We start from the raw sequence: 21,999 nt of genomic DNA, 5'->3' as shown, positions 1-21,999 counted from the left end.
ACCATGGACGGTTTCGACAAGCTCACCGAACGGATGGCCCGGACCGTTGCGCGCGGCACGTCCCGCCGCTCCTTGCTGGCCTGGCTTGGGGCGGGGATGACCGGCACGGCCATGCTGCCCGCCTTGCCGGTGGCGCGCGCCGCCACCCACGCCGATGCCGCCCGGCCTGAAATGACCTCCGGCACGCGGCAGGATCCCGGCAATCCGGCGAGTTGCGATTATTGGCGCTATTGCGCGATCGACGGCTTCCTTTGTTCCTGTTGCGGCGGCACGGTCAACACCTGCCCGCCGGGCACGGAAATGTCGCCTATCACCTGGATCGGCACCTGCACCAACCCTGCGGACGGCCGCGCCTATATCATCAGCTATAATGATTGCTGCGGCGTGTCCTCCTGTGGCCAGTGTCTGTGCAATCGCAATGAAGGCGACCGGCCGCAGGTCCGGCCACAGTCGAACAACGACTATAATTGGTGTCTGGGAACCGAAAGCAGCATCTACAATTGCTCGGTTGCAGCGATCGTCGGCACGGCCCTGGAGCAACCGAAATGAAGATCGCCCTGGGACTGGCCCTGCTGACGACGGCGGGGATGGCGCAAGCGGCCCAGGATGGCGCGACCATCTATAATCGCTGCGCTGCCTGCCACACCCGGACTGGCGCTGGCGTACCGGGCGCCTATCCGCCATTGGGGCGCGATTTCCGTACCCTGGCCGCCAAGCCGGGTGGCCGCCGCTATCTGGCGCTGGCCGTAATCAAGGGACTGAACGGCCCGATCAGCGTCGAGGGCAAGGCCTATCGCGGCATGATGCCGGCGCAGGGCGGGCTAGACGATGCGGGAGTGGCGGCAGTGCTCAACCATGTCGGCGGGTCGATCGCCAGCACCGGTCCCGACTTCAAGCCCTTCACCGATCAGGAAGTGGCCGGATATCGGGCTGGCGGCAAGACGCTGAACGCCGCCGATGTCGCGAAACTCCATGAAGGGGCGGGCGGCAAGTGAAGCTGGCCCTGCTCGCTTTGGCAGGCCTTGTCGCATTATCCGCGACCTTGGCGGCTGGAGCGAGCGAGCGAGCGATGCCGGGCGTCGTCAATCCGCGTCAGGCCCATCAAGACTATATTTTGAAATGCCAGGGTTGCCATAGACCGGACGGGGGCGGCGACGATCGGTCCAATCCGCCGATGCGCGGCATCGTCGCCCGTTTTCTGACGGTGCCGGGCGGGCGGGCGTTCCTCGGCCAGGTGCCGGGCGTCGCCACGGTCGATTTGGACGACCGGCGATTGGCGGACCTCGTCAACTGGACACTTTACACTTTCGACGCAGAGCATCTGCCAATCGATTTCAAGCCTTATTCCGCCACGGAAATCGCTGCTTTGCGCCGCAACCCCCTGCGACTGGATCGCGTCGCTACAAGAGCGCGACTGGTGGCAGGGTTCGAACATGCAGGAATGGAACAGGGAAAACCATGATTGGAGTATAATCGATGGGGGAAGTATATACAGGGTTGGTAGCATGCGGCTGTGCGGCTTTCGCAGGTCTTGGCATGATGAATCCGGCGTTCGCGCAGGATGACGCGCAAGGCGAAATCGTCGTTACGGCGGCCAAGCGGTCGGAAAATGTACAGTCTGTCCCGATTTCTGTAACCGCCATAGGTGGTGATATGTTGGCAAAGTCGCGCGTCAGCAGCGTCGACAGCCTGGTGACGAAGGTCGCCAATCTCCAGCTCACCTCCATTGTGGGCGACAATACGCCGATCTTCGCGCTGCGCGGCGTGTCTATGTCCGACTATAGCCTCAACCAGTCGAGCCCGGTCGCCACCTATTATGATGAAGTTTATAAAGGCAATTTCGCCTTTCTCGGCGTTGCCATGTATGATCTCGAACGGGTCGAGGTGCTGCGCGGGCCGCAGGGCACACTCTATGGCAAGAACACCACGGGCGGCGCGGTCAACATCATCAGCCGGGAAGCGAAGCTGGGTGAAACCAGCGGTTATGTGAACGCCGGTTATGGCAATTATAACCGGTTCGAGGCGAACGGCGCGGTCAATGTGCCGCTGGGCGAGAAAGCCGCCCTGCGCGTGGCGGGCACCTTTGCCAGGGCGGACGGCTGGTTCAGGAATGTCGAGCCCGGCATGCCGGACCTTGCCAGCACCCGCGAATATGCGTTTCGCGGAACGCTGAAGGCCCAGCCGGTCGAGGGGCTGACTTTCGTCCTGCGCGCCTCCACCAGTTTCCAGAACCCGCAAAATTACGGCATTTATGCCCAGCCCGAAGCCAACCATCGGCCCGGTCTGTCGCGCTGGGAGATTGCGTCCGACGTCTCCACCCGCCGCCGCGCCCGCACGACATCGGTAGCACTGACCACCAATGTCGATCTGTCCGATGCGATCGCGCTGACCAGCATCACGTCCTATGACAAGGGCACGCTCTTCTTCCGCGAGGATACGGACGGCACGGCAACCAAGCTGCTGGAAATCCCCTATTATGACAAGGCCAGCCAGTTCGCACAGGATTTGCGCCTGACCAGCGACACGGGCGGCCCATTCGACTTCATCCTGGGCGTCTATTTCAACCGAGAAAAGGTCTTCAACCGCACCGCCTTCGAGATCGCGACCGATGTCGACGTCAACGCGGACGGCACCATCGACGCACAGGATTGTGCCGACGGCCTGCCGCTGGCCTGCAAGGTCCAGAACCAGTTCACCCAGGTGAAGAAGAGCGTCGCTGTCTATTCCGACCTCAAATACAAGATTGGCGAGGCGGTGACGCTACGTGGCGGCCTGCGCTATACCCATGATACCGGCCGCCAGAACGGCTTCATTTCACAGGCGCTGGGTGTCGATGACAGCGTCGTCGCGACCCTGATCCCGCTGTCCGACCTGCGCTTCAGGAAAAACAATTTCTCCGGCAAGATCGGCCTCGACTATAAGCTGACCGACGGCAACCTTCTCTATGCCAGCGTTAGCCGTGGCTATCGCGCGCCCAGCTTCAATGCTCAGGCCTTTTTCGATCCGTCCGAATTGTCGGTGGCCAAGGCGGAGCAGGTTACATCCTATGAAGTCGGCGCAAAGACCCAGTTCTGGGATCGCCGCATCACGTTAAATGTCGCCGGCTTCTATTATGATTACAAGAATCAGCAGTTCATCAACGTCGATCCGTCCAGCGCGGCGCAGACATTGCTCAACATCCCCAAGTCGCGCATCTATGGTGGCGAGGCCGAACTGACCGTGCGAGCCGCCGACATGCTGACCATGCGCGCGGGCTTGGGCGTTTTGTCTGCGAGGATCAAGCAGGGCACGGTCAGCGGCGTCGATGTGGGTGGCAATCGCCTGTCCAACGCGCCGAGCCTGACGCTCAACGGCGGGATCGACTGGACGGTTGCGCAAGGCGGCTTCGGCAGCCTCTCCTTCCACCCGGAAGTCGCCTATCAGTCGAGTCAATATTTCGAGGTGGTGAACATTCCCCGTCTGAAGCAAAAGGGCTATGCCCTGCTCAGCGGCCATATCGACTGGGAAAGCGCGAACGGGCGCTTCAATGCCTCGCTCTGGGCGAAGAACCTCACAAAGAAATTCTATTTCACCTCGCGCGTGGACCTGCTCGCGGGCTTTGGTTTCGATTATAATCACATCGGCAATCCGCGGACATATGGTGTGACGGTTGGCGCGAAATTTTAAAGACAGCGCAAGGAGAGGATAATGGCGGACTATAAGCTGCTGATTGGCGGCGAACTGATCGATGGCGACCTCCAGATGGAGGTCGTCAACCCGGCGACGGGCGAGGCGTTCACCACGGTCGCGCGTGCTTCGGCTGCCCAAGCGGATCAGGCGATCGCGGCGGCCAAGGCAGCGCAGCCCGGCTGGGCAGCGGTGCCCTATGCCGAGCGGCAGGCGAAGCTAGCCGCGCTGGCCGATGCGGTCGCGGCCAACGGCGCGGAACTGGCGCGGCTATTGACGCAGGAACAGGGCAAGCCACTGCCCGAAGCACAGGGCGAGGTTGCCTGGACCGAAGGTTTCCTGCGCCATTATGCGACCCTGGAATTGCCGGATCGCGTTATTCAGGATGACGCAGCGGGCTATATCGCCGTCAAGCACAAGCCGCTGGGTGTGGTGGTCGGGATCATCGCCTGGAACTTCCCGCTGCTGGTTGCCTGCTGGAAGATCGGGCCGGCGGTGCTGGCGGGCAATGCCATCGTGCTGAAGCCCGCACCGACCACGCCCGCCACGGCGCTGGCCCTGGGAGCTTTGTGCAAGGAGATTTTCCCGGCAGGGGTCGTCAATATCATCACCGACGCCAATGATCTGGGGCCGCATCTGACTACCCATCCCGATGTGGCCAAGATCGGCTTCACCGGCTCCACCGCGACCGGCAAGCGCATCGCCGCCAGCAGTGCCGATGGGCTCAAGCGCGTGACGCTGGAACTGGGCGGCAATGATCCGGCAATCGTACTGGAAGATGTCGATGTCCGCGAAACGGCGAAGGCGATTTTCGGCAATGCCTTCCTGAATTGCGGACAGGTGTGCCTGGCGGTGAAGCGCGCCTATATCCACGCCGATATTTACGACGCCATGTGCGAGGAACTGGCGGCGCTGGCGCAGGCGGCGATCGTGGGCGACGGGCTTGAGCAGGGCACGCAAATAGGGCCGATCCAGAACGCGATGCAGTTCGAGAAAGTGAAGGGGTTCCTCGACGCCGCCAGATCCGACGGCAAGATCGTGGCAGGGGGACAGGCGATGGAGCGGGCCGGTTATTTCATCGCGCCGACCATCGTGTGCGACGTGACCGACGGCATGACGATCGTGGACGAGGAACAGTTCGGCCCGATCCTGCCGCTGATCAAGTTCGACGATGTGGAGGATGTGATCGCCCGCGCCAACGCGTCCGACTATGGGCTGGGGGGATCGGTCTGGTCCGCCGATGTGGCGCGCGCCGCCGACATCGCGGCGCGGATCGAAAGCGGGCAGGTCTGGGTCAATCAGCATATCGCCATCGGCCCGCACATCCCCATGGCGGGTTTCAAGAATAGCGGGCTGGGCGTTGAACAGGCCGAGGAAGGGCTGGCGGAATACACCCAACTGCAAGTCATCAACATCAAGCGATGAGCGGCCTGTCGATAGCGCGGGGCGCCACCGACGTCCCGCTGCTGGAAACCACCATCGGTCAGGCGCTGCTGACGGTCGCAGCGGAGCATGGTGACGGCCTCGCGCTGGTGTCGCGACACCAGTCCGTCCGCTGGACTTGGGCGCAATTGATTGCACAGGTCGATTCTGTGGCCACTGGGCTGCTGGACCTTGGCATCGGCAAGGGCGACCGCGTCGGCATATGGGCACCCAATTGCGCTGAATGGACGGTGATCCAGTTCGCGACGGCGCGGATCGGCGCCATCCTGGTCAACATCAATCCGGCCTATCGCACCAGCGAGGTTGAATATGCACTGAACAAGGTCGGGTGCAGCCTGCTGGTCACCGCGCCCCGATTCAGGAGTAGCGACTATGTGGCGATGCTGCGGGACATCGGGCCGGATCGGCTCCCGGCGCTGCGCCAAGTGGTCGTGCTGGGTGACGAAAGGCAGCAGGACTGGTTGAACTGGTCCGATCTGCATGCGGAGGCCGACCCCGATCGTCTGACCCTGATCGAGGCGACGCTCGACAACAATGATGCGATCAACATCCAGTTCACCAGCGGCACCACCGGTCAGCCCAAGGGCGCGACGCTGACCCATCGCAACGTGCTCAACAATGGCTATTTCTCGGCCCGCACGATGCGCCTCACCGCTGCCGACCGGCTGTGTATCCCGGTGCCGCTCTATCATTGTTTCGGCATGGTGCTGGGCAATATGGCGGCGCTGACCAGCGGGGCGGCGATGATCTATCCCAGTGAAGCCTATGATCCTCGGCTGGTGCTCGACACAGTGCAGGCGGAAGGTTGCACCATGCTGCATGGCGTACCGACCATGTTCATCACCATCTTGAACCAGCCGGATCTGGACGCATTCGACGTATCGACGTTGCGCACCGGCATCATGGCGGGATCGCCCTGTCCGGAAACGGTGATGCGGCAGGTGATGGACCGGCTGAACCTGACCCAGATCACCATCGGCTACGGTATGACCGAAACCAGCCCGCTCACTACCCAGACTGCGACGGACGATCCGTTGGACGAACGGGTGACCACGGTCGGCCGCGTTCACCCCCATGCGGAGGCGAAGGTCGTCGGCCCCGATGGCGCGATCCTCCCCATCGGCCAGCAGGGCGAATATTGTTCGCGCGGCTATGCCGTGATGCTGGGCTATTGGAACGATCCCGATCGCACGGCAGAGGCGATCGACCCCGACGGTTGGATGCATTCGGGCGACCTGGCGACGATGGACGCGCGCGGCTATGTCCGCATCACCGGCCGCATCAAGGACATGATTATTCGCGGTGGTGAAAATATCTATCCGCGCGAGATAGAAGAATATCTACTTCGTCACCCCGACGTCGCCGACGCGCAGGTGTTCGGCGTCGCCGACGCGAAATTCGGTGAGGCGGTCTGCGCCTGGATCATCCCCAAAGCTGACGCCAACCTGTCGGAACAGGATATTCAGGACCATTGTCGCGGGCACATCGCGCACTACAAGGTTCCCCGCTACGTGCGCATCGTCGAGCGGTTCGAGATGACCGTGACGGGAAAGGCGCAGAAGTTCGAGATGCGGGCGATCATGGAACGGGAACTGGGTCTTGGGGTCTGAACACGGCGGCCCACAGGCCTATTTCCTGCGGACGGACGATGGCAGGTTCATGCCCACGGGCCATGTCGGCGGCGCATGGAATGTCGCGGAACAGCATGTTGCGCCGGCGATCGGACTGCTGCTCCATGCGGTGGAAACCGATCATGCCGCGCGACGGGGCGATCGATTGCATGTCGCGCGTCTCTCCTACGACATATGGGGCGTCATCCCGATGGAGGCGGTGGAGATAGAGGTGATCGTGCTGCGGCCAGGCCGCACCATCGAATTGGTCGAGGCCCGGCTCAGCCATGGCGGCCGCCCCGCCATCGTCCTGCGGGCCTGGCTGACGCAGGCCAACGACAGCAGCGCCTTTGCTGCGACCAATTTCCCTATCCTACCGCCGCCCGACACCATAGTCGGCTGGAATCCGTCCAGCCTTTGGGCCGGAGGTTTCATCGCCAGTGTGGAGGTGCGGCGGCAACAGCACGGGCGGGGCCGCGCCCGCTGCTGGGTTCGTTCGCCCTTGGCGCTGCTGGACGGTGAGGATGTGTCGGCGACGGCGCGGGCCATGGGACTGGTCGATATCGCCAACGGCCTTGCGCCGCTGATCTCGCCCCAGGACGCGGCTTTTCCCAATCTCGATCTTACCGCACATCTTCTGCGACCGCCAACGGGAGAATGGATCGGCCTCGACATCTCAGTCTCCGCGAGTCCGCAAGGCCTCGGACTTACACATAGCATTCTTCATGATGAAAGCGGGGCATTTGGCACAGTCTGTCAATGCTTGACGGTGCGCCCTAAAAATTGATCTGGATATTGCATAGGCTTGGCTGCTCCTGACTTTTAAACCAAATAGCTTACTCTTCAATCGGCGACGCCCGCAGCTTTGATGCTGTTTCTTAGCGGCAATGTTCGCGCGTGCTGCCCGGCAGCTTGCCCATCTCAAACCGGAAGATCGCCAATGACGTGTTGGAATGATGATTCGGTGGGGCTGAGGGAAAAGGCTCGCCCTTGCTACTTCGAGCATGACCACCGCGAGTCCATCTGGTCCAATGTGAGCCTCGCCCGAAATGATCTCCGCAGGCCCCCAGCGCTGAATTTCTTCACTATCGGACGTGACTTTTCCTCCGGCCTCCTTGATATTCGCAAATGCAGCAAATCTGCGTTGACGGGCTTGCGCTTCACCGTTTTGCGGTCCTTATTCCTATCCCTCCGATGAAGAACAATTATCTAGCGCGTGTCAGTCTTTTGGCGCTTTGGGCGCTAGGGCGATGTCAGCTGAATTCGGATATCTGATCAACGTAATGCGGATGAAATTCCGCTATATAAAGCGCATTATGCGAAGAAATAACGCCTGTATTTGATAAAACGTAGGTGTTCGGGCCAAAATCTACAAAAGTTTGACGACGAGGGTTGCAGGGTGCCTGCGCGATCGTTAGCAGTTGTCAACATTATGGGGCTGGCTTCTGCCGAGTAAAGGAACGCTGTCATGAAACAGGGAAAGAGTCTTTCTGCATTGTTGTGCGGTGCAGCGCTGATCGTGCCGACCGCTACCTGGGCGCAGGATGCGGCCGATGGGGGTGGCGAGATTGTCGTCACGGCGACGCGCGAAGCCCGATCGCTTCAATCAGTGCCTATGAGCGTCAATGTGGCGACCGGCGAGCAGTTGCAGAAGCTGAACATTTTCGACGCCAAGGACGTTCAGCAGCTTGCTCCGGGCCTGGAGATGACCAACACTACGGGCCGTAACAATTCGACGACGCTGCGCGGTATCTCGTTCGATCCCGACCAGGGCACCGACCCGGCGGTCCAGGTGTATTTCAACGAAATTCCGACCGATGCACAGACGGTCTACACGGCCCTTTACGATATCAAGCAGATCGAAGTGCTGCGCGGTCCCCAAGGTTTGCTGCGCGGCATCTCCGCCCCGGCAGGTGCGATCACCATCTCCACGGCGCGCCCCAGTTTCGATGAGATCGAAGGCTATGCGCAGACTACCGCTACCACGCGTGGGGGCTATAATGTGCAGGGCGGGGTTTCCCTGCCTTTCTCTGACAAGATCGCCCTGCGCGTTGCCGCATTGGTTGACGGCAATCGCCTGAACAACGTCCGCAATGTCAACACGGGCGAACGGTCGCGCAGCCGCACTGAGAGCGCCCGCTTGACCCTGGGCCTTCGTCCAACGGACAATCTCACTGCCTATATCACCTATCAGTATCTGTATGCGGACAATAGGCAGATGCAGCAGGTCATCGGATCAGGCAACACATCGACTTTCGAAGCTGGCCCATTCCTGAGCGGCGCCCTGGTTCCGAACCCATCAACGCGTTCCGGCCCAGCCCTGGGTGTCGATGACTATGCCGCTGTCGCAGAGGGTACGAGCCGCAATATCAATGAAAGCCACATCGTTAATGTGGCGATTGACTGGGATCTGGGTCCGGCAACATTGTCGTTTGTAGGTGCGCATCAGGATTCACGTCTGAAAGGCCAGCGTGATCTGGATGTCGGCAATGCAGTGCCCAATTACATCTCCAACTCCTTTGGTCCAACTCCCTTCGTATACGACACGGTCGAAATGCGCTTGGCCACGAATAACAAGGCTGGTCTAGGCGGAGGCATTGGCGTCTTCTACAATAAGATAGGGGGAACGACGCGCATCTTTCAGCCAGGCGACAGCTTCATTTTCCCGTTTGAACAGAATGATAGCCTGAACACTCTGGGCGCGCTGCCTTATCTGCCCATCGCCACCCAGATTACCGTTCCGGTGGACCGGAGCATTTGGTCGTTCAACGTCAATCTTAACTTTCGTAGGGGCGGCCTGGCAATCGAAGGTGGCCTGCGTTACTCGATCATCAAGTCGGTGAATGTCAGCCAACTGGGGTTGAGCACGCCGGGCAACAGCTTGCTGTGCACCGGCGATCCAATTGTTGATGCCGTGTCGTTTGGCTGCTTACCGGCGTCCTACCCGGCAACGGACATCATTCCGGCCAACCTGCGCAATACGTCTGACAAGCCGATCACGGGCGGCCTGACGATCAGTTACCAGTTGATGCCGTCGATGAATATCTTCGCTTCCTACGGCCACTCCTTCCGCGCCGGGAGCGTCAGCCCCGGCCTGCCCGATGGCCTCAGCGACGACCTGATCTTGACCCAGCCGGAAAAGACGGATTCGATCGAAGCAGGCGTCAAAGGCAGCTTCGCCGGGCGCCGCCTGCATTATGCGGTGTCGGTCTACTATCAGAAGCTCGACAACTTCCTGAATCGTTTCAGCGGCATCTATTATCAGTCCGCCGTAGCCGCGCCGCCCACCGGCTTTTTCGATTTCAACTATAATGGCGACGCGCGGATCAAGGGGATCGAAGGATCGCTGGACGGCCGGATCACGAGAGACTGGGACTTCGGCGTCAGCGCCGCCTATACTCGCGCCCGTTATCGCAACGCCCTGCTGCCGTGCAACGACTTTGCAGGAACTGGCCGCCCGAACCGGGATGGAACGGCGACCGTTACGGGGCCGGGCAATGTCAGCTTCTGCGCCAGCAACGGCCGCATCGGCGAGACGCCTGATTTCAGCCTGACCGCCAACACGGAAATCCGTTTCCCGATGGACAGTGTTACGCCGTTCCTGCGTGGGTTGTTCACGTACCGGCCCGGCTTCTATTCCGACCGGATCGATTATGATTATCGTAGCCGTGAAATGCTCAACCTGTTCGTTGGTCTTCGTGCCGAGGATAGCAAATGGGAATTCACCTTGTTTGCGAAGAATGTCCTGAACCAGAAGCGGATCGCCAACATCAGCCAGGGCAATGCCATAGTCGGCACGTCCAGCGGCGTGGACTATGACTCGGGCTACCGCACGGTCAATGTGACCAATCCACGCGAGTTTGGATTGACGGGCAACTTCAAGTTCTAAGGTCAAGGCAGGGCTGGTCGGATCACCAACATATGAAGCAGCTTCATAATGATCCGCACCGGCCCCCTGCGGCTGACCTTGTAAACATGAAGCGCTTGGACCGCCGCTGCGCCAGCTTCAACGTCGTCGATCGGGTCGATTTTTGTGGCGATTTGTGGGTATAGCGCAGGTCGAATTACGGGGTCCCGTCCTTCCAAAGTGCTTCTATTGGGAGCTGCCCAATCCGGCTCTCCCGCCCCTGCGCGGTTGCCATGCGAGCCGAGCGTCAGGGCGACCGCCCCGATCAGTCCGGCCTGCCGCGCCTTTGCCACGTCGACTTCAAAAGCGGTCGCGACGATCGCGAAATCGCGGAGCATCGCGCCACCCATGATGCCGCCGCCTCGCGCGCCTCGATCTCGTCCATCGTTTCGGCGTCCTGGTCCATTCTGCTGATGATGGCCACGGCGGCAAAGCAGACAGCCACCGCAAGGATGGCGGCGATGGCGACCAGCGGCCCCGATTTGACGGCGGCGACCACATTCTGGTTGGCCGCCATCGCCCGGGATATAAAGGGTGCCCCAGAATTCGACGCCCAGCATTACGCCCCTGTTCATGGCTCCACGCCGCGCCAGCCATAGTCGCGCGGCGATGAGCATGATCATGGCGATGCCGACGCCCGACATTGGCTTTCACGCCCAGCAGGGCGTCCGCAGAACGCACCGACTAGCGTGCAGATTGCGAGAAGCGCGACGCCCGAGATCGTCACCGCGTCACCACTGAAACAATGTGCGGCAGTTCAGCGAACAAGGGCTTTCCCTCATATATCCCATGCATGGTCCGTCCCCCATTCCGCCGATCACATCTCATATTGCGGCTGTTCAATCATCGTGTATGCACGACCTTCGAAAGCCGCAATCCTTGGTACGAAGCGTGGGGAAATCTGGCGGTGTGAAGCATACGCCGATGTTCATCACATCCTCGGGAAACGTTCGGGCTCATCCTTGCCGAGCCTCTGTGAAAGCTGCCTGCCATGACCAATCTTTACACCAGCCTCCAAGCCTGCTTCCCGGAGGATCGCCGTCGTCCGTTCGCCCATATGCTGGATGGAAATGTCATCAGTTACGGGGATGTCGAGGAGCGTTCGGCCGCCTTCGCCAACGCCATCGGCGAGCTGGGCGTGAAGGTCGGAGACAGGGTTGCGGTGCAGGCGGAAAAGAGCATCGACATGCTCATACTCTATCTGGGTTGCTTGCGTGCGGGGGCGATCTTCCTGCCGCTCAATACGGCCTATACGGCTGGCGAGCTCGACTATTTCATGCGTGATGCCGCCCCGGTGCTGTTCGTCTGTGATCCGCTGAACCGGGCCGCAATTGCCGGTCTTGCGAGCGAGGCCGGGGTTGGCTCCGTGGAAACCATGGGCAGCGACAGCGACGGCAGCCTGGTCGAACTGGCACGCGAAAGCGCTACCCAATTTGCGACAGTCGACCGGGACGATAGCGATCTTGCCGCGATCCTCTACACGTCCGGCACCACGGGCCGGTCGAAGGGCGCGATGATAAGCCACGCCAATCTGGCGTCCAACGCGATGACGTTGCGGGATTATTGGCGCTACACGGCGGATGACGTTCTGCTGCACGCGCTTCCGATCTTTCATACCCACGGCCTGTTCGTGGCGACCAATGTCGTGCTCGCATCGGGCGCGTCGATGATTTTTCATCCACGCTTCGATCTGGAGGCGGTGTTGCAATCGCTCCCGGCTGCTACGACCATGATGGGCGTGCCCACTTTCTACATACGCCTGCTCGGCGACCCACGTTTCGACCGGGCGCTCGTGCGGCATATGCGTTTGTTCGTGTCGGGATCGGCGCCGCTTTCCGCCGACATTCACCGCGAATTTCTGGAACGTTCGGGTCACGCCATTCTGGAACGCTATGGCATGACCGAAACGAACATGAACGCGTCCAACCCCTATGACGGCGAACGCATTGCGGGGACCGTGGGCCTGCCGCTGCCGGGAATTTCGATCCGCATCACGGACCCCGAAACTGGCCAGGTGCTGAAGCAGGGCGATGTCGGGATGATCGAAATTGCCGGTCCCAATGTGTTTCAGGGATATTGGCGCATGCCCGAAAAGACCGCCGCCGAATTTCGCGATGGCTATTTCATGTCAGGCGATCTGGGATTGATCGATCAGCAAGGCTATGTCTCCATAGTAGGGCGCGCGAAAGACCTGATCATTTCCGGCGGGTACAACATCTATCCGGCCGAAGTCGAAGCTGCGTTGGACGAACTGGAGCAAGTCCATGAATCGGCCGTCGTGGGCGTGCCGCATCCCGACCTGGGCGAGGGTGTCGTCGCCGCGATCGTGGCGCGCGATCCGTCCTTCACCGACCAATCGGCCATCGCTGCCGCACTGGCGGACAGGCTCGCACGCTTCAAGCAGCCGAAAAGATTCGTGTTCGTGCAGGAGTTGCCCAAGAATACGATGGGGAAGGTCCAGAAGACGGTGCTACGCGAAACCTATCGCGATAGCTTCAAGGCGAGTTGAAGGGTTAGAGGTCCCTCAAACGTCCTGTGATTGCTGAGAGGAGGGGCGTTCCGGGGATGAAGCGTTTAGAGCCTGCTCAACCGCACCGCGCCAACCGGCGATGAAGCGCTCCCTCTGAACAGCGGGTAGTGTTGGGCTAAACCGCCGGTCGGGCGTCACGCGCGACGCGGCTTCGGGGAGTGCCGTCCAGACCCCCGTCGCCGATCCGGCGAGGAAGGCGGCGCCCAGTGCCGTGGTTTCGATGTTGGCGGGCCTGATGATGGTGAGGTCCAATATGTCGGTGAGGAACTGACACAACCAGTCATTGGCGACCATTCCGCCATCCACCTTGAGCTCATCAGGCTGGACGGCGCTGTCGAGCGCCATGGCGTCTAACAGGTCCGTGCTCTGGTAGGCGACGCATTCCAGCGCCGCACGCACGATATGTTCAGGACCCGTGGCGAAGGTCATCCCTGTCAGCATCGCCCTTACATGTGGGTTCCAGTGCGGAGCGCCCAAGCCGACAAAGGCGGGGACGAGATAGACGCCGCCATTGTCGGGTAAGGACCGCGCCATGGATTCGGTCTCGGCGGCCGTGGCGACCAAGCCCAGTCTGTCCCGCGTCCACCGGACGGCCGCGCCCGCGACGAAGAATGCCCCTTCGATCGCGTAGCTGACGCTTCCATTGGAATAGCAGGCGACGGTGGACAGCATCCGGTGCTTCGATCGGCAGATCTGCCCGCCTGTGTTCAGCATCGCGAACCCACCTGTTCCCAGCGTGACCTTTGCGCCGCCCCGGTTCAGGCACCCCTGGCCGATCAACGCGGCCTGTTGATCCCCAACCATTCCGGCAATGGGCAGCGATACGCCCAGGATATTCTTGTCCGATGTCCCGAAGAGGCAGTCATTCTCACGCACTTCGGGCAATATTTGCATCGGGATGTCGAACATTCGGCACAGGTCCGGGCACCATGCCATCTTGGCAATGTCGAACAGCAAGGTGCGGCTGGCGTTGGTTGCGTCGGTTGCGTGCACCTTTCCCGCTGTCAGGCGCCACAGCAGGAAACAGTCTATGGTGCCAAAGGCCAGTTGCCCCTTTTCGGCGCGGTCGCGCGCGCCGGGGATTGTTTCGAGCAGCCAGGCGAGCTTGCTGGCCGTGAAGTAGGAATCGAGCAGAAGGCCGGTGCGGCTGGTGACTACGGGTTCGAAACCATCCGCGATGAACCGGCTGCACAGGTCCGCACCGCGCCTGTCCTGCCAGACGATGGCCGGATGGATGGGCTGTCCGCTTTCACGGTCCCACAGCAGGCAGGTTTCGCGCTGATTGGCGATCCCGATGGCGGCGACGTCCAGCCCCGTGCGGTGCGCCTCGTCCAACGCCGCACGCGCCGTCGCCACGACGTCGCGCCATATCGCTTCGGGATCATGTTCGACCCATCCGTCGGCCGGATAATATTGTTTCAGGTCGATCTGCGTGGCGCTTCGCACGGCGGCTGCTTCATCGATCAGCAGCGATCGGGTGGATGTGGTCCCCTGATCGATCGCGAGCACCGCCTTCATTCTTCCCTTCCGCGCTTATGGTTCATCACCATGCCGACCATGATCTCACAGAATTTGGATTATTCTACTCTATAGTCGCGACTGGGCGTCAGTCGGGGGGCAGGCACGGTCGATCCATCCTGGCATCTCAGGGCAGATCGGGCACCCAGTTGACGCCGTTGATGTGACCTCCGCCGTCCACGAACAGCGTGTTGCCGGTGACATAGCGCGCGTCCTCGCTGGCCAGGAACAAGGCTGCGCCGCCAATGTCCTTTTCGGGGTCGCCCATGCGTCCCATCGGATTGGCGCGCTCGGCATCGGCGGCCAGTTCGGGTTGAAGTGCTTTGAAATTGTTGAACGAGGCGGATGCGGCGCCCGGGCAAATGATGTTGGCGCAAATGCCAAAACCGGCCCATTCCCGTGCCACGGTGCGGGTAAGGGTGCGAAGCGCTTCCTTGCCCACATTATAATCGGCAGTCCCCATATGCGCGTTGACGCCGTTGAGAGAACAGAGACTGATGATCCGCCCCCAGCCGTTCGCCTTCATATGGGGAAAGGCGCGCATCATCGCCCATTTGGGACCGAACAGGTTGATGTCGAAGGATTCATGGAAATATTCGTCGCCCATCGCTTCGGCGCGGGCAAAGTCCCGGCCGCGATAGGCGTTGTTGACCAATATATCGATGCTGCCGAACTGATCGACAGCCGCATCCACGGCCGCCTCCATCTGCGCGCGATCCGTGACGTCGGTACGCACGAAGCGCGCCCGGCCGCCCTCTGCGACAATCGTATCTGCCGCAGCCGTTCCCTTGCCTGCATCGAATTCGGCGATGATTACCGTCGCGCCCGCGCGCGCAAAACGTCGAGCAACGCCGAGGCCAATGCCATCGCCCCCGCCCGTTATCACTGCGACCCTTCCGTTCAGCCGATCGTCGGACATTCTCACTCTCCTAAAACTTATTGGAAATGTTGGGCGGGGCAGACCTGATGAACAGGCGTCAGCGATTATATTGACGCTCCTGCGAAAGTACACCAGCGCCATTTATCCCTTACGCTTCACTTGCGGTGTCGGATAGCTATAGACGCTGCATGTCGGGAAGCGTCGCTATGCAGCGGAATCCTGGGCAAATACACAAACAGGGGCAAAGCGTTGCGCGATTATCAGGCTGATTTCATTGTCGTGGGAAGTGGGGCGGGTGGCCTGGTCGGCGCGATTGCCGCCAAGTTGAACGGCCTCAATCCGCTGGTCATCGAGAAAACCGACCGTTGGGGCGGGACGAGCGCGCTTTCTGGCGGCGGGGTCTGGATACCCAACAATCCGCTGATGGAGCGGGACGGGGTGGAAGACAGTTTCGAGGCCGCGCTTGCCTATATGGAAGCGACCATCGGAGATGTCGGCCCGGCGAGCAGCAAAGAGCGCAAGGTCGCCTATCTGAATGTTGGTCCGCAGATGGTGCTGGCCCTGGAGCAGCAGGGCCTTGGTTGGGTCCGGGCACCAAGATACCCCGATTATCATCAGGATCAGCCGGGCGCGCGCGTGGGCCGGACGCTGGAAGGCGTGAATTTCGACGGCAAAAAGCTGGGCGACTGGCTCAAGACGATGCGCAAATCGGACATGCCATCGATGGTAATGGGCACCGATGACGCGCCTGTGATACCGGTGATGTTGCGGTCGTTGAAGGCGTTCTCCAGGTTCATGGGTATCATCGCGCGCACGGCCGCCTGGCGCGTGCGGGGGCGCGAGCCGTTGTGCCTGGGCGGGACATTGATGGGGCAGCTGATGGTCATCGTTCAGCGCCTTGGCATACCCGTCCTTCTGGATAGCCCGCTCAAGTCGCTGATCCAGGAGGGCGATAAAGTGGTGGGCGTCGTGATCGGCGAGGGGGAGGCACAGCGGCGGATCATGGCGCCGCGCGGCGTGCTGCTGACCACCGGCGGCTTCGCGAAGAACAGCCAGTATCGCAAGCAGTTTCAGGAGGTCAGCGGCGAGTGGAGTCCGGCCAGTCCCGGCGATACCGGCGACGCTCACCAAATCGGCGCGGAGGTGGGCGCCGAACTCGCCCTGATGGATGCTGCCACATGGTATCCCGTGTCGATCCTGCCGAATGGCACCATCAATGTCGGCATCTGGGAACGCACCTTGCCCGGATCGATCATTGTCGATTCTTCGGGGCAGCGATACACGAATGAGGCGGCATCCTATGTCAACGCCGGGCGGGCCATGCTGGACCGCGACAAGACCGTGGGGGCAGTGCCGAGCTGGCTGATCTTCGATGCCCGCTATCGCAGTCGCTATTTCTTCGGAGGCACCCCGCCGGGGATGAACGGGGATCTCGTGAAAAACGGCTTCTTCATCAAGGCGCCGACGCTTGACCAGCTTGCTGCGAAAATCGGGATCGATGCGGCGGGCCTCAACCGGACGGTCGAGCGCGTGAATGCCATGGCCGCGACCGGCGTCGATGAGGATTTCGGTCGTGGCAACAATGTGTACGACCAATATTATGGCGATCCCGGCAATCAGCCGAACCCATCGTTCGGCCCCATCGACAAGGCGCCATTTTACGCGACCCGCTTTTACCCCGGTGACCTCAGCACCAAGGGGGGACTGATGGCTGACGAGCATGCGCGGGTGCTGCGCGCGGATGGCAGTGTCATCGAAGGGCTGTACGCCGCAGGCAATTGCGCTGCCCCGGTCATGGGCAGGACCTATCCCGGTGCAGGCGCGACGCTTGGCCCGGCGATGGTATTCGCCTGGATTGCGGGTCAACACAGCGCAGCGGCGGCTGCGTGAAGTCTGGGCCAGGCTTTAGGGCAATTGGCGCCGTCGTCGCGTAGATATGCGAGACGACGGCGCCATGTCTTAGAGCATCGTGCGCAAAAGTGGGAACCGGTTTTGCGCCTAAAACGATGCGAAAACAAAAAACTAGAGCGCGCGTCTTGTGTCTGATTTAACGCAGCGCGCTCTAGGTGCCCGCGCGAGCGTCAGCGATATCGCGCTATGGACAGGTCGGCGGTTTCGATTGCCGGTTTCCGGTTGGAAATAATGTCCGCGATCACATGTCCGGAGCCGCAGGCCATGGTCCAGCCAAGTGTGCCATGGCCGGTGTTGAGATATAGGTTCGGAATATGTGTAGGGCCGATGACGGGCGTGCCATCCGGCGTCATGGGACGCAGACCCGACCAGAAGCTGGCATGGCGAAGATTGCCGGACGCCGGAAATAAGGACTCAACCGAATATTCCAGCGTGTCGCGACGCTTGTCCGGGAGGTTTGTCGAGAAGCCTGAAAGCTCTGCCATGCCGCCCACCCGGATGCGGTCGCCCAGTCGCGTGATGGCAACCTTGAAGCTTTCATCCAGCAGCGTTGAAACGGGGGCGCGCTCCGCATCGGTGATGGGAACGGTTATCGAATAGCCCTTCACCGGATAGACCGGCAGCTTGATCCCCAACGGCGCGACCAGCAGCGGGGAGTAGCTGCCCAGCGCGACGATGAACGCGTCTGCCTTGATCGGTCCCTTGTCGGTTTCGACATGATCGATCGCGCCATTATCCGTAACGAGACGTTCGATTTTGTGATCGTGCAGGAAAGTGACGCCTGCGGCCTTTGCCATGACGGCAAGAGCGTTGGTGAACTTGAAACAATCCCCCGTCTCGTCATTGGGCAGGCGCAGGCCGCCTACGATCGGCGATGCGCTGTTTGCAAGGCCCCGTTCGGCCGCGATGCAGCCTGCCCGGTCGAGCACTTCGAAGGGAACGCCGTCCGCCTTCAGCACGGCTACGTCCTTGCCGATACCGTCCATTTGCTTCTGTTCGCGGAACAGCTGGAGCGTGCCCTGGGTCCGCTCATCATAAGCAACGCCCGTTTCGTAGCGGAGCGAGATGAGCTGATCGCGGCTGAACTCGGCTAGGCGCACCATGCGGCTCTTGTTCACGGCATAGGCCTTTTCCGTGCAGTTGCCGAGCATGGCCACCATCCAGCGCCACATGGCGGCATCGAATGTCGGGCGAAGGATGAGCGGCGCGTGCTGCATGAACAGCCAGCGCAGCGCCTTCATCGGTATGCCCGGCGCGGCCCAGGGCGAAGCATAGCCCGGCGAAATCTCTCCGGCGTTGCCGAAACTGGTTTCCAGCGCCGGGCCAGGCTGCCGGTCGATCACCACGACTTCATGGCCCGCTTTGGCGAGATACCACGCCGAAGTCACGCCGATGACCCCGCTTCCCAGAATGGCGACCTTCATGCTGTCATACTCCGCTTTTGCTCGATGGCCTGCGCGGCGTGATATTCACGGGCGTATCGGTGGCCGAGTTGGGTGAGGATTTCGTACGAAATGGTGCCCGCGTCGGCCGCGACATCGTCGATCGACTGATGGGGGCCGAGCAGTTCGACCGGCGCGCCAGGATAGAGCAGCATGTCGGGAACGTCCGTCACGTCGAGCGTGATGCTGTCCATCGACACTCGGCCGACTATCGGCACCCTGATATTGCCGATGAAGGCCGCGCCACGGTTGCTGAGTTGGCGCGGCCAGCCGTCCGCATAGCCGACCGGGATGGTCGCGATGTGCGATACGCGCTCTGCCGTGTGGGACAGGCCATATCCCACGCCCGTTCCAGAAGTGACAGTGCGTAGCTGCGCGATCCGCGCCTCTAGCGAAACGACCGGGCGCATGGGATTGAGCCCGTTCTGCGGCGCCCCGCCGTAAAGCGCGATCCCGGCGCGCACGACCTCATAATGAGGGTGATCGAGAAAACTGCCGCCGCTATTGTCGAGCGAACGCGGCACATCGGGGAAGTGGCGGGCAAAATCGTTGAAGGTGGCGACCTGCCTGTCATTGAAGGCGGAAGACGGGTCGTCGGCGCAGGCGAGGTGGCTCATGATGAGCACGAGGTCGATGCCGTTCAGGAGCGATCGGTCAGCGAGGATCGCCTTCGCTTCTTCCGGGGAAAGGCCGAGCCGTGACATGCCGCTATCGACCTGAAGCGCTGCGAGAAGGGGGCGGCCCGTTGCCTGCGCGAGGCCCGACCAGCGCCTGATCTGATCGAGGGAATTGAGGACGGGCGTTGCGCCCGCGTCTAGGCACTGCCGCTCGGCTCCGGGCTGGAGTCCGTTCAGGACGAACAGCTGGACGTGGTCGGGGAGGTCAGGCTTGAGCGCCAGCGCCTCGTTCAGTTGCGCCACGAAGAAACGGCGGCAACCCGCGTCCAGCAAGGCGGATGCCACTGCCGAAGCGCCAGTGCCATAGGCATCAGCCTTGACGACGCCAGCCACCTCCGCAGGTGCCACGCGGCGCGCGATGATGCGGTAGTTTTCCACAAGGGCGTCCAAATCGATGCGTAACACCGCGCCCGCGCAATCCAGCGATCCCATTTAGCGATCCCCCTCATGCATTTTGTAGAGGGGGGCTTGCGCCTTTTTCTCCCAAAGTGACGCAGTATGTTCTACAATGTCGATATTATTGAGAGAATGTGCGAAGGAATTGGGCGAAATGGCCGTAGGACTGGATCAGACCGACCGGGCGATCCTGCGCTTGCTGAGGCTCAATGCAAGACGTCCCAATTCCGAGATAGCCGAGGAAGTCGGGCTGTCGCCGTCAAGCTGTCACCGACGGATCAAGCTGCTGGAAGATGCGGGGGTCATTCGCGGCTATACGGTGCTGACCAGCCCCTTGCGGGTCGGTGAGAATAGCGTGAACATATTGGTGCAGGTGACGCTCGACAGGCAGACCGAAGATTATCTGGCGCGTTTTGAACATGCCGTCAGACAATGTCCGGAGATCCGCGAATGTTTCCTGATGACGGGCGGGACCGACTATTGGCTGCGCGTCGAAACGGAAAGCGTTGCTGCCTATGAGATCATCCACAGTGAAATCCTGTCCCGGATGCCGGGCGTAGCGCGCATCAACTCAAGCGTCGCGATGCGCGATGCGCTGAGCCCGCGATCAACAGGGCCGAGAGGCCGTTAGGGCAGGGCGTTCCCCGCGTGAACATCGGTCAGCCTGACTCCGCGACGGCGTCCGCTTGTACCATCCAGGCGATTTCGACGGGGAATCGGCCAATTTCCGCTCAGGCGGAACAATGCACGATCATTACATATTTCTAATTTTTGACACAGTTGACGATCGTCAACTTATGGTCCAACATCCGGTTAGCGCATCCCCTCGAATCGCGGCGGGCCAACGGCATTTCCGGGCGATTGGAGTGAGACGACGTCCAGTTTATCAATGGAGTGCCTGATGACTACCGATTTTGCCGACCAGTTCCGTCCGGTAGCGCCGCCTTACGTGATCGAAAACGCCTATACGGAAGATCAGCGTCAGCGGATATTCAAGGTTGTGCGGGAGAATGGGCCGTGGCCGCTCATTCTCGCCGAAAACTTCAAGTCTCCCGAAGAGGTTATCGCCACGACCGGCGGTACCATTCCTGAAGGAATCACGCTGACTTGGGACATGATCCTGCAAGGCAGCGGGACGTTCCGGGGGTATATCGCCCGTCAGGGTGTCTGCTTCTATCCCGAACTGAACGACTGCTATTATAACTCCAAGTTTCTTGAAATGTCGCGCAACTATTGGGGCGCCAAATATGCTGAGCCAGAGACGTTTCTGATCAACATTCAGGGGCCGACCCTCATCGGTGGGCCGCCGCATCTCGATGGCACGGTCTTCCGCGGAATGACCATGGAAAACGCGCCGCTTTGGCTTCTGTTGACGATGGCCAAGTCTCGCATGTTCGAACAATGGCGCAGCAAGAAGATGCAGGTCACCGGCTGGTATTATAAGGGCAATATCGGCGGCGGATTCAACTATTGGCCGGACGGTCCGCGGGGCGAACCCAAGCAGATCACTGCGCCTATGTGGGGTCGCGCGGTCGTTGCCGAGAATGAGATGATGTTCCACCACGCTCAGGCGACCGGCCCGCTTGCGCTGCGTCGTTCCGAAGGTCTGGATATCAGCAGCGTGATGGCACCCGATCCGACGGTTGAAGGCGGTTGGCGGATCGAGACCAATGGAGTGGTCAATCAGCAGCTGCCGGCAGACGAAGTGCGCCTGCTGGTTCACTGGGGTGCGCGGGTGTTCACGGATATGGCCGACTTGAAGCGGACGTTCGACCACACGGACGACATCACGCACGACCAGGCTTTGAACATGCTGATGGACGAAGCCCGCAACCGTGGCGCTCAGTTCGAAACGCCGACCGATCCGCTGACCGATCGCGCGTTCATCGGCATGCTCAGCCAGGTGTTTGCCGTGAACGGTCCGGCGAACATTCCGGCTGACATGAACGAGGCGCCGCTCGCCGCCTGATAGCCGAATTCGGTACAATGCAAGATGAAGTGAATGGCGGGCCTCTGCGG

The 21,999-nt window shown here is 61.0% G+C and carries 17 protein-coding genes; 12 read left to right on the top strand and 5 right to left on the bottom strand.

The genetic code is table 11. The annotated features are described in order from the left end of the window. Positions 1 to 3 precede the first annotated feature (3 nt). The 8 genes from ACZ5U1_RS08655 to ACZ5U1_RS08620 all read left to right on the top strand — a co-directional run bounded on the left by ACZ5U1_RS08655 (position 4) and on the right by ACZ5U1_RS08620 (position 10,608). Entirely contained in the window at positions 4 to 549 is a 546-nt protein-coding gene (locus ACZ5U1_RS08655) for a methylamine dehydrogenase light chain (protein ID WP_464778060.1), read from the top strand. After that, the gene (locus tag ACZ5U1_RS08650) at positions 546 to 995 is read left to right on the top strand and encodes a c-type cytochrome (RefSeq protein ID WP_464778059.1); all 450 of its coding nucleotides are present in this window, start codon (positions 546 to 548) and stop codon (positions 993 to 995) included. Before ACZ5U1_RS08655 ends, ACZ5U1_RS08650 begins: the two co-directional genes overlap by 4 nt. Continuing rightward, the gene (locus ACZ5U1_RS08645) at positions 992 to 1,462 is read left to right on the top strand and encodes a cytochrome C (protein ID WP_464778058.1); all 471 of its coding nucleotides are present in this window, start codon (positions 992 to 994) and stop codon (positions 1,460 to 1,462) included. The genes ACZ5U1_RS08650 and ACZ5U1_RS08645 overlap by 4 nt, the downstream gene beginning before the upstream one ends. Before the next feature lie 74 nt (positions 1,463 to 1,536). Further along, positions 1,537 to 3,666: a TonB-dependent receptor gene (locus tag ACZ5U1_RS08640; RefSeq protein ID WP_464778057.1), complete on the top strand. Its 2,130-nt coding sequence runs from the start codon at positions 1,537 to 1,539 to the stop codon at positions 3,664 to 3,666. A gap of 21 nt (positions 3,667 to 3,687) precedes the next feature. Beyond that, positions 3,688 to 5,091 carry an aldehyde dehydrogenase family protein gene (locus ACZ5U1_RS08635; RefSeq protein WP_464778056.1) on the top strand — a complete coding sequence of 468 codons (1,404 nt, stop codon included), beginning with the start codon at positions 3,688 to 3,690 and terminating at the stop codon, positions 5,089 to 5,091. Continuing rightward, a complete protein-coding gene (locus tag ACZ5U1_RS08630) occupies positions 5,088 to 6,719 on the top strand; it encodes an AMP-binding protein (protein ID WP_464778055.1) in 1,632 nt (543 codons plus the stop codon). The genes ACZ5U1_RS08635 and ACZ5U1_RS08630 overlap by 4 nt, the downstream gene beginning before the upstream one ends. Continuing rightward, positions 6,709 to 7,506, top strand: a complete 798-nt coding sequence (locus tag ACZ5U1_RS08625; RefSeq protein WP_464778054.1) for a thioesterase family protein — start codon at positions 6,709 to 6,711, stop codon at positions 7,504 to 7,506. The genes ACZ5U1_RS08630 and ACZ5U1_RS08625 overlap by 11 nt, the downstream gene beginning before the upstream one ends. A 681-nt stretch (positions 7,507 to 8,187) precedes the next feature. Next, a complete protein-coding gene (locus ACZ5U1_RS08620) occupies positions 8,188 to 10,608 on the top strand; it encodes a TonB-dependent receptor (protein WP_464778053.1) in 2,421 nt (806 codons plus the stop codon). A 2-nt stretch (positions 10,609 to 10,610) separates the two neighbouring features. Here ACZ5U1_RS08620 and ACZ5U1_RS08615 read toward each other — a convergent pair whose 3' ends face one another. Further along, the gene (locus ACZ5U1_RS08615) at positions 10,611 to 11,243 is read right to left on the bottom strand and encodes a hypothetical protein (RefSeq protein ID WP_464780001.1); all 633 of its coding nucleotides are present in this window, start codon (positions 11,241 to 11,243) and stop codon (positions 10,611 to 10,613) included. Positions 11,244 to 11,617: 374 nt separating this feature from the next. Here ACZ5U1_RS08615 and ACZ5U1_RS08610 point away from each other — a divergent pair, with 374 nt between their 5' ends. Next, complete coding sequence (locus ACZ5U1_RS08610; protein ID WP_464778052.1) at positions 11,618 to 13,135, top strand: malonate--CoA ligase; 1,518 nt, start codon at positions 11,618 to 11,620, stop codon at positions 13,133 to 13,135. Positions 13,136 to 13,150: 15 nt separating this feature from the next. Here the strand turns inward: ACZ5U1_RS08610 and glpK are convergent, their stop codons facing one another. Further along, positions 13,151 to 14,674, bottom strand: a complete 1,524-nt coding sequence (gene glpK, locus ACZ5U1_RS08605) for a glycerol kinase GlpK (RefSeq protein WP_464778051.1) — start codon at positions 14,672 to 14,674, stop codon at positions 13,151 to 13,153. A gap of 127 nt (positions 14,675 to 14,801) precedes the next feature. Continuing rightward, on the bottom strand, positions 14,802 to 15,593 hold the full coding sequence (locus ACZ5U1_RS08600; protein ID WP_464778050.1) for an SDR family NAD(P)-dependent oxidoreductase: 792 nt from the start codon (positions 15,591 to 15,593) through the stop codon (positions 14,802 to 14,804). Positions 15,594 to 15,803: 210 nt separating this feature from the next. Between ACZ5U1_RS08600 and ACZ5U1_RS08595 the strand changes: the two genes are divergently transcribed. After that, positions 15,804 to 17,444, top strand: coding sequence for an FAD-binding protein (locus tag ACZ5U1_RS08595; protein ID WP_464778049.1), 1,641 nt, complete (start codon positions 15,804 to 15,806; stop codon positions 17,442 to 17,444). 191 nt (positions 17,445 to 17,635) lie between these two features. On the opposite strand, the gene ACZ5U1_RS08590 is transcribed toward ACZ5U1_RS08595, so the two are convergent. Continuing rightward, positions 17,636 to 18,889, bottom strand: a complete 1,254-nt coding sequence (locus tag ACZ5U1_RS08590; RefSeq protein WP_464778048.1) for a D-amino acid dehydrogenase — start codon at positions 18,887 to 18,889, stop codon at positions 17,636 to 17,638. Further along, positions 18,886 to 20,016 carry an alanine racemase gene (gene alr, locus ACZ5U1_RS08585; RefSeq protein ID WP_464778047.1) on the bottom strand — a complete coding sequence of 377 codons (1,131 nt, stop codon included), beginning with the start codon at positions 20,014 to 20,016 and terminating at the stop codon, positions 18,886 to 18,888. Before alr ends, ACZ5U1_RS08590 begins: the two co-directional genes overlap by 4 nt. Positions 20,017 to 20,134: 118 nt before the next feature. Between alr and ACZ5U1_RS08580 the strand changes: the two genes are divergently transcribed. After that, positions 20,135 to 20,611: an Lrp/AsnC family transcriptional regulator gene (locus ACZ5U1_RS08580; RefSeq protein WP_449473921.1), complete on the top strand. Its 477-nt coding sequence runs from the start codon at positions 20,135 to 20,137 to the stop codon at positions 20,609 to 20,611. Positions 20,612 to 20,881: 270 nt separating this feature from the next. Next, the gene (locus ACZ5U1_RS08575; RefSeq protein WP_464778046.1) at positions 20,882 to 21,949 is read left to right on the top strand and encodes a hypothetical protein; all 1,068 of its coding nucleotides are present in this window, start codon (positions 20,882 to 20,884) and stop codon (positions 21,947 to 21,949) included. Positions 21,950 to 21,999: the final 50 nt, after the last annotated feature.

Source organism: Sphingobium sp. TomTYG72 (assembly GCF_055394715.1).
Note: the sequence above shows the minus strand (reverse complement) of the source record. Positions and strands in the feature narration are given on the sequence as shown.

Coding starts and splice junctions, on each gene's coding strand:
- ACZ5U1_RS08655 (WP_464778060.1), top strand. CDS start 4: ATGGACGGTTTCGACAAGCTCACCGAACGGATGGCCCGGACCGTTGCG.
- ACZ5U1_RS08650 (WP_464778059.1), top strand. CDS start 546: ATGAAGATCGCCCTGGGACTGGCCCTGCTGACGACGGCGGGGATGGCG.
- ACZ5U1_RS08640 (WP_464778057.1), top strand. CDS start 1,537: ATGATGAATCCGGCGTTCGCGCAGGATGACGCGCAAGGCGAAATCGTC.
- ACZ5U1_RS08635 (WP_464778056.1), top strand. CDS start 3,688: ATGGCGGACTATAAGCTGCTGATTGGCGGCGAACTGATCGATGGCGAC.
- ACZ5U1_RS08630 (WP_464778055.1), top strand. CDS start 5,088: ATGAGCGGCCTGTCGATAGCGCGGGGCGCCACCGACGTCCCGCTGCTG.
- ACZ5U1_RS08620 (WP_464778053.1), top strand. CDS start 8,188: ATGAAACAGGGAAAGAGTCTTTCTGCATTGTTGTGCGGTGCAGCGCTG.
- ACZ5U1_RS08615 (WP_464780001.1), bottom strand. CDS start 11,243: ATGCTCATCGCCGCGCGACTATGGCTGGCGCGGCGTGGAGCCATGAAC.
- ACZ5U1_RS08610 (WP_464778052.1), top strand. CDS start 11,618: ATGACCAATCTTTACACCAGCCTCCAAGCCTGCTTCCCGGAGGATCGC.
- glpK (WP_464778051.1), bottom strand. CDS start 14,674: ATGAAGGCGGTGCTCGCGATCGATCAGGGGACCACATCCACCCGATCG.
- ACZ5U1_RS08600 (WP_464778050.1), bottom strand. CDS start 15,593: ATGTCCGACGATCGGCTGAACGGAAGGGTCGCAGTGATAACGGGCGGG.
- ACZ5U1_RS08590 (WP_464778048.1), bottom strand. CDS start 18,889: ATGAAGGTCGCCATTCTGGGAAGCGGGGTCATCGGCGTGACTTCGGCG.
- alr (WP_464778047.1), bottom strand. CDS start 20,016: ATGGGATCGCTGGATTGCGCGGGCGCGGTGTTACGCATCGATTTGGAC.
- ACZ5U1_RS08580 (WP_449473921.1), top strand. CDS start 20,135: ATGGCCGTAGGACTGGATCAGACCGACCGGGCGATCCTGCGCTTGCTG.
- ACZ5U1_RS08575 (WP_464778046.1), top strand. CDS start 20,882: ATGACTACCGATTTTGCCGACCAGTTCCGTCCGGTAGCGCCGCCTTAC.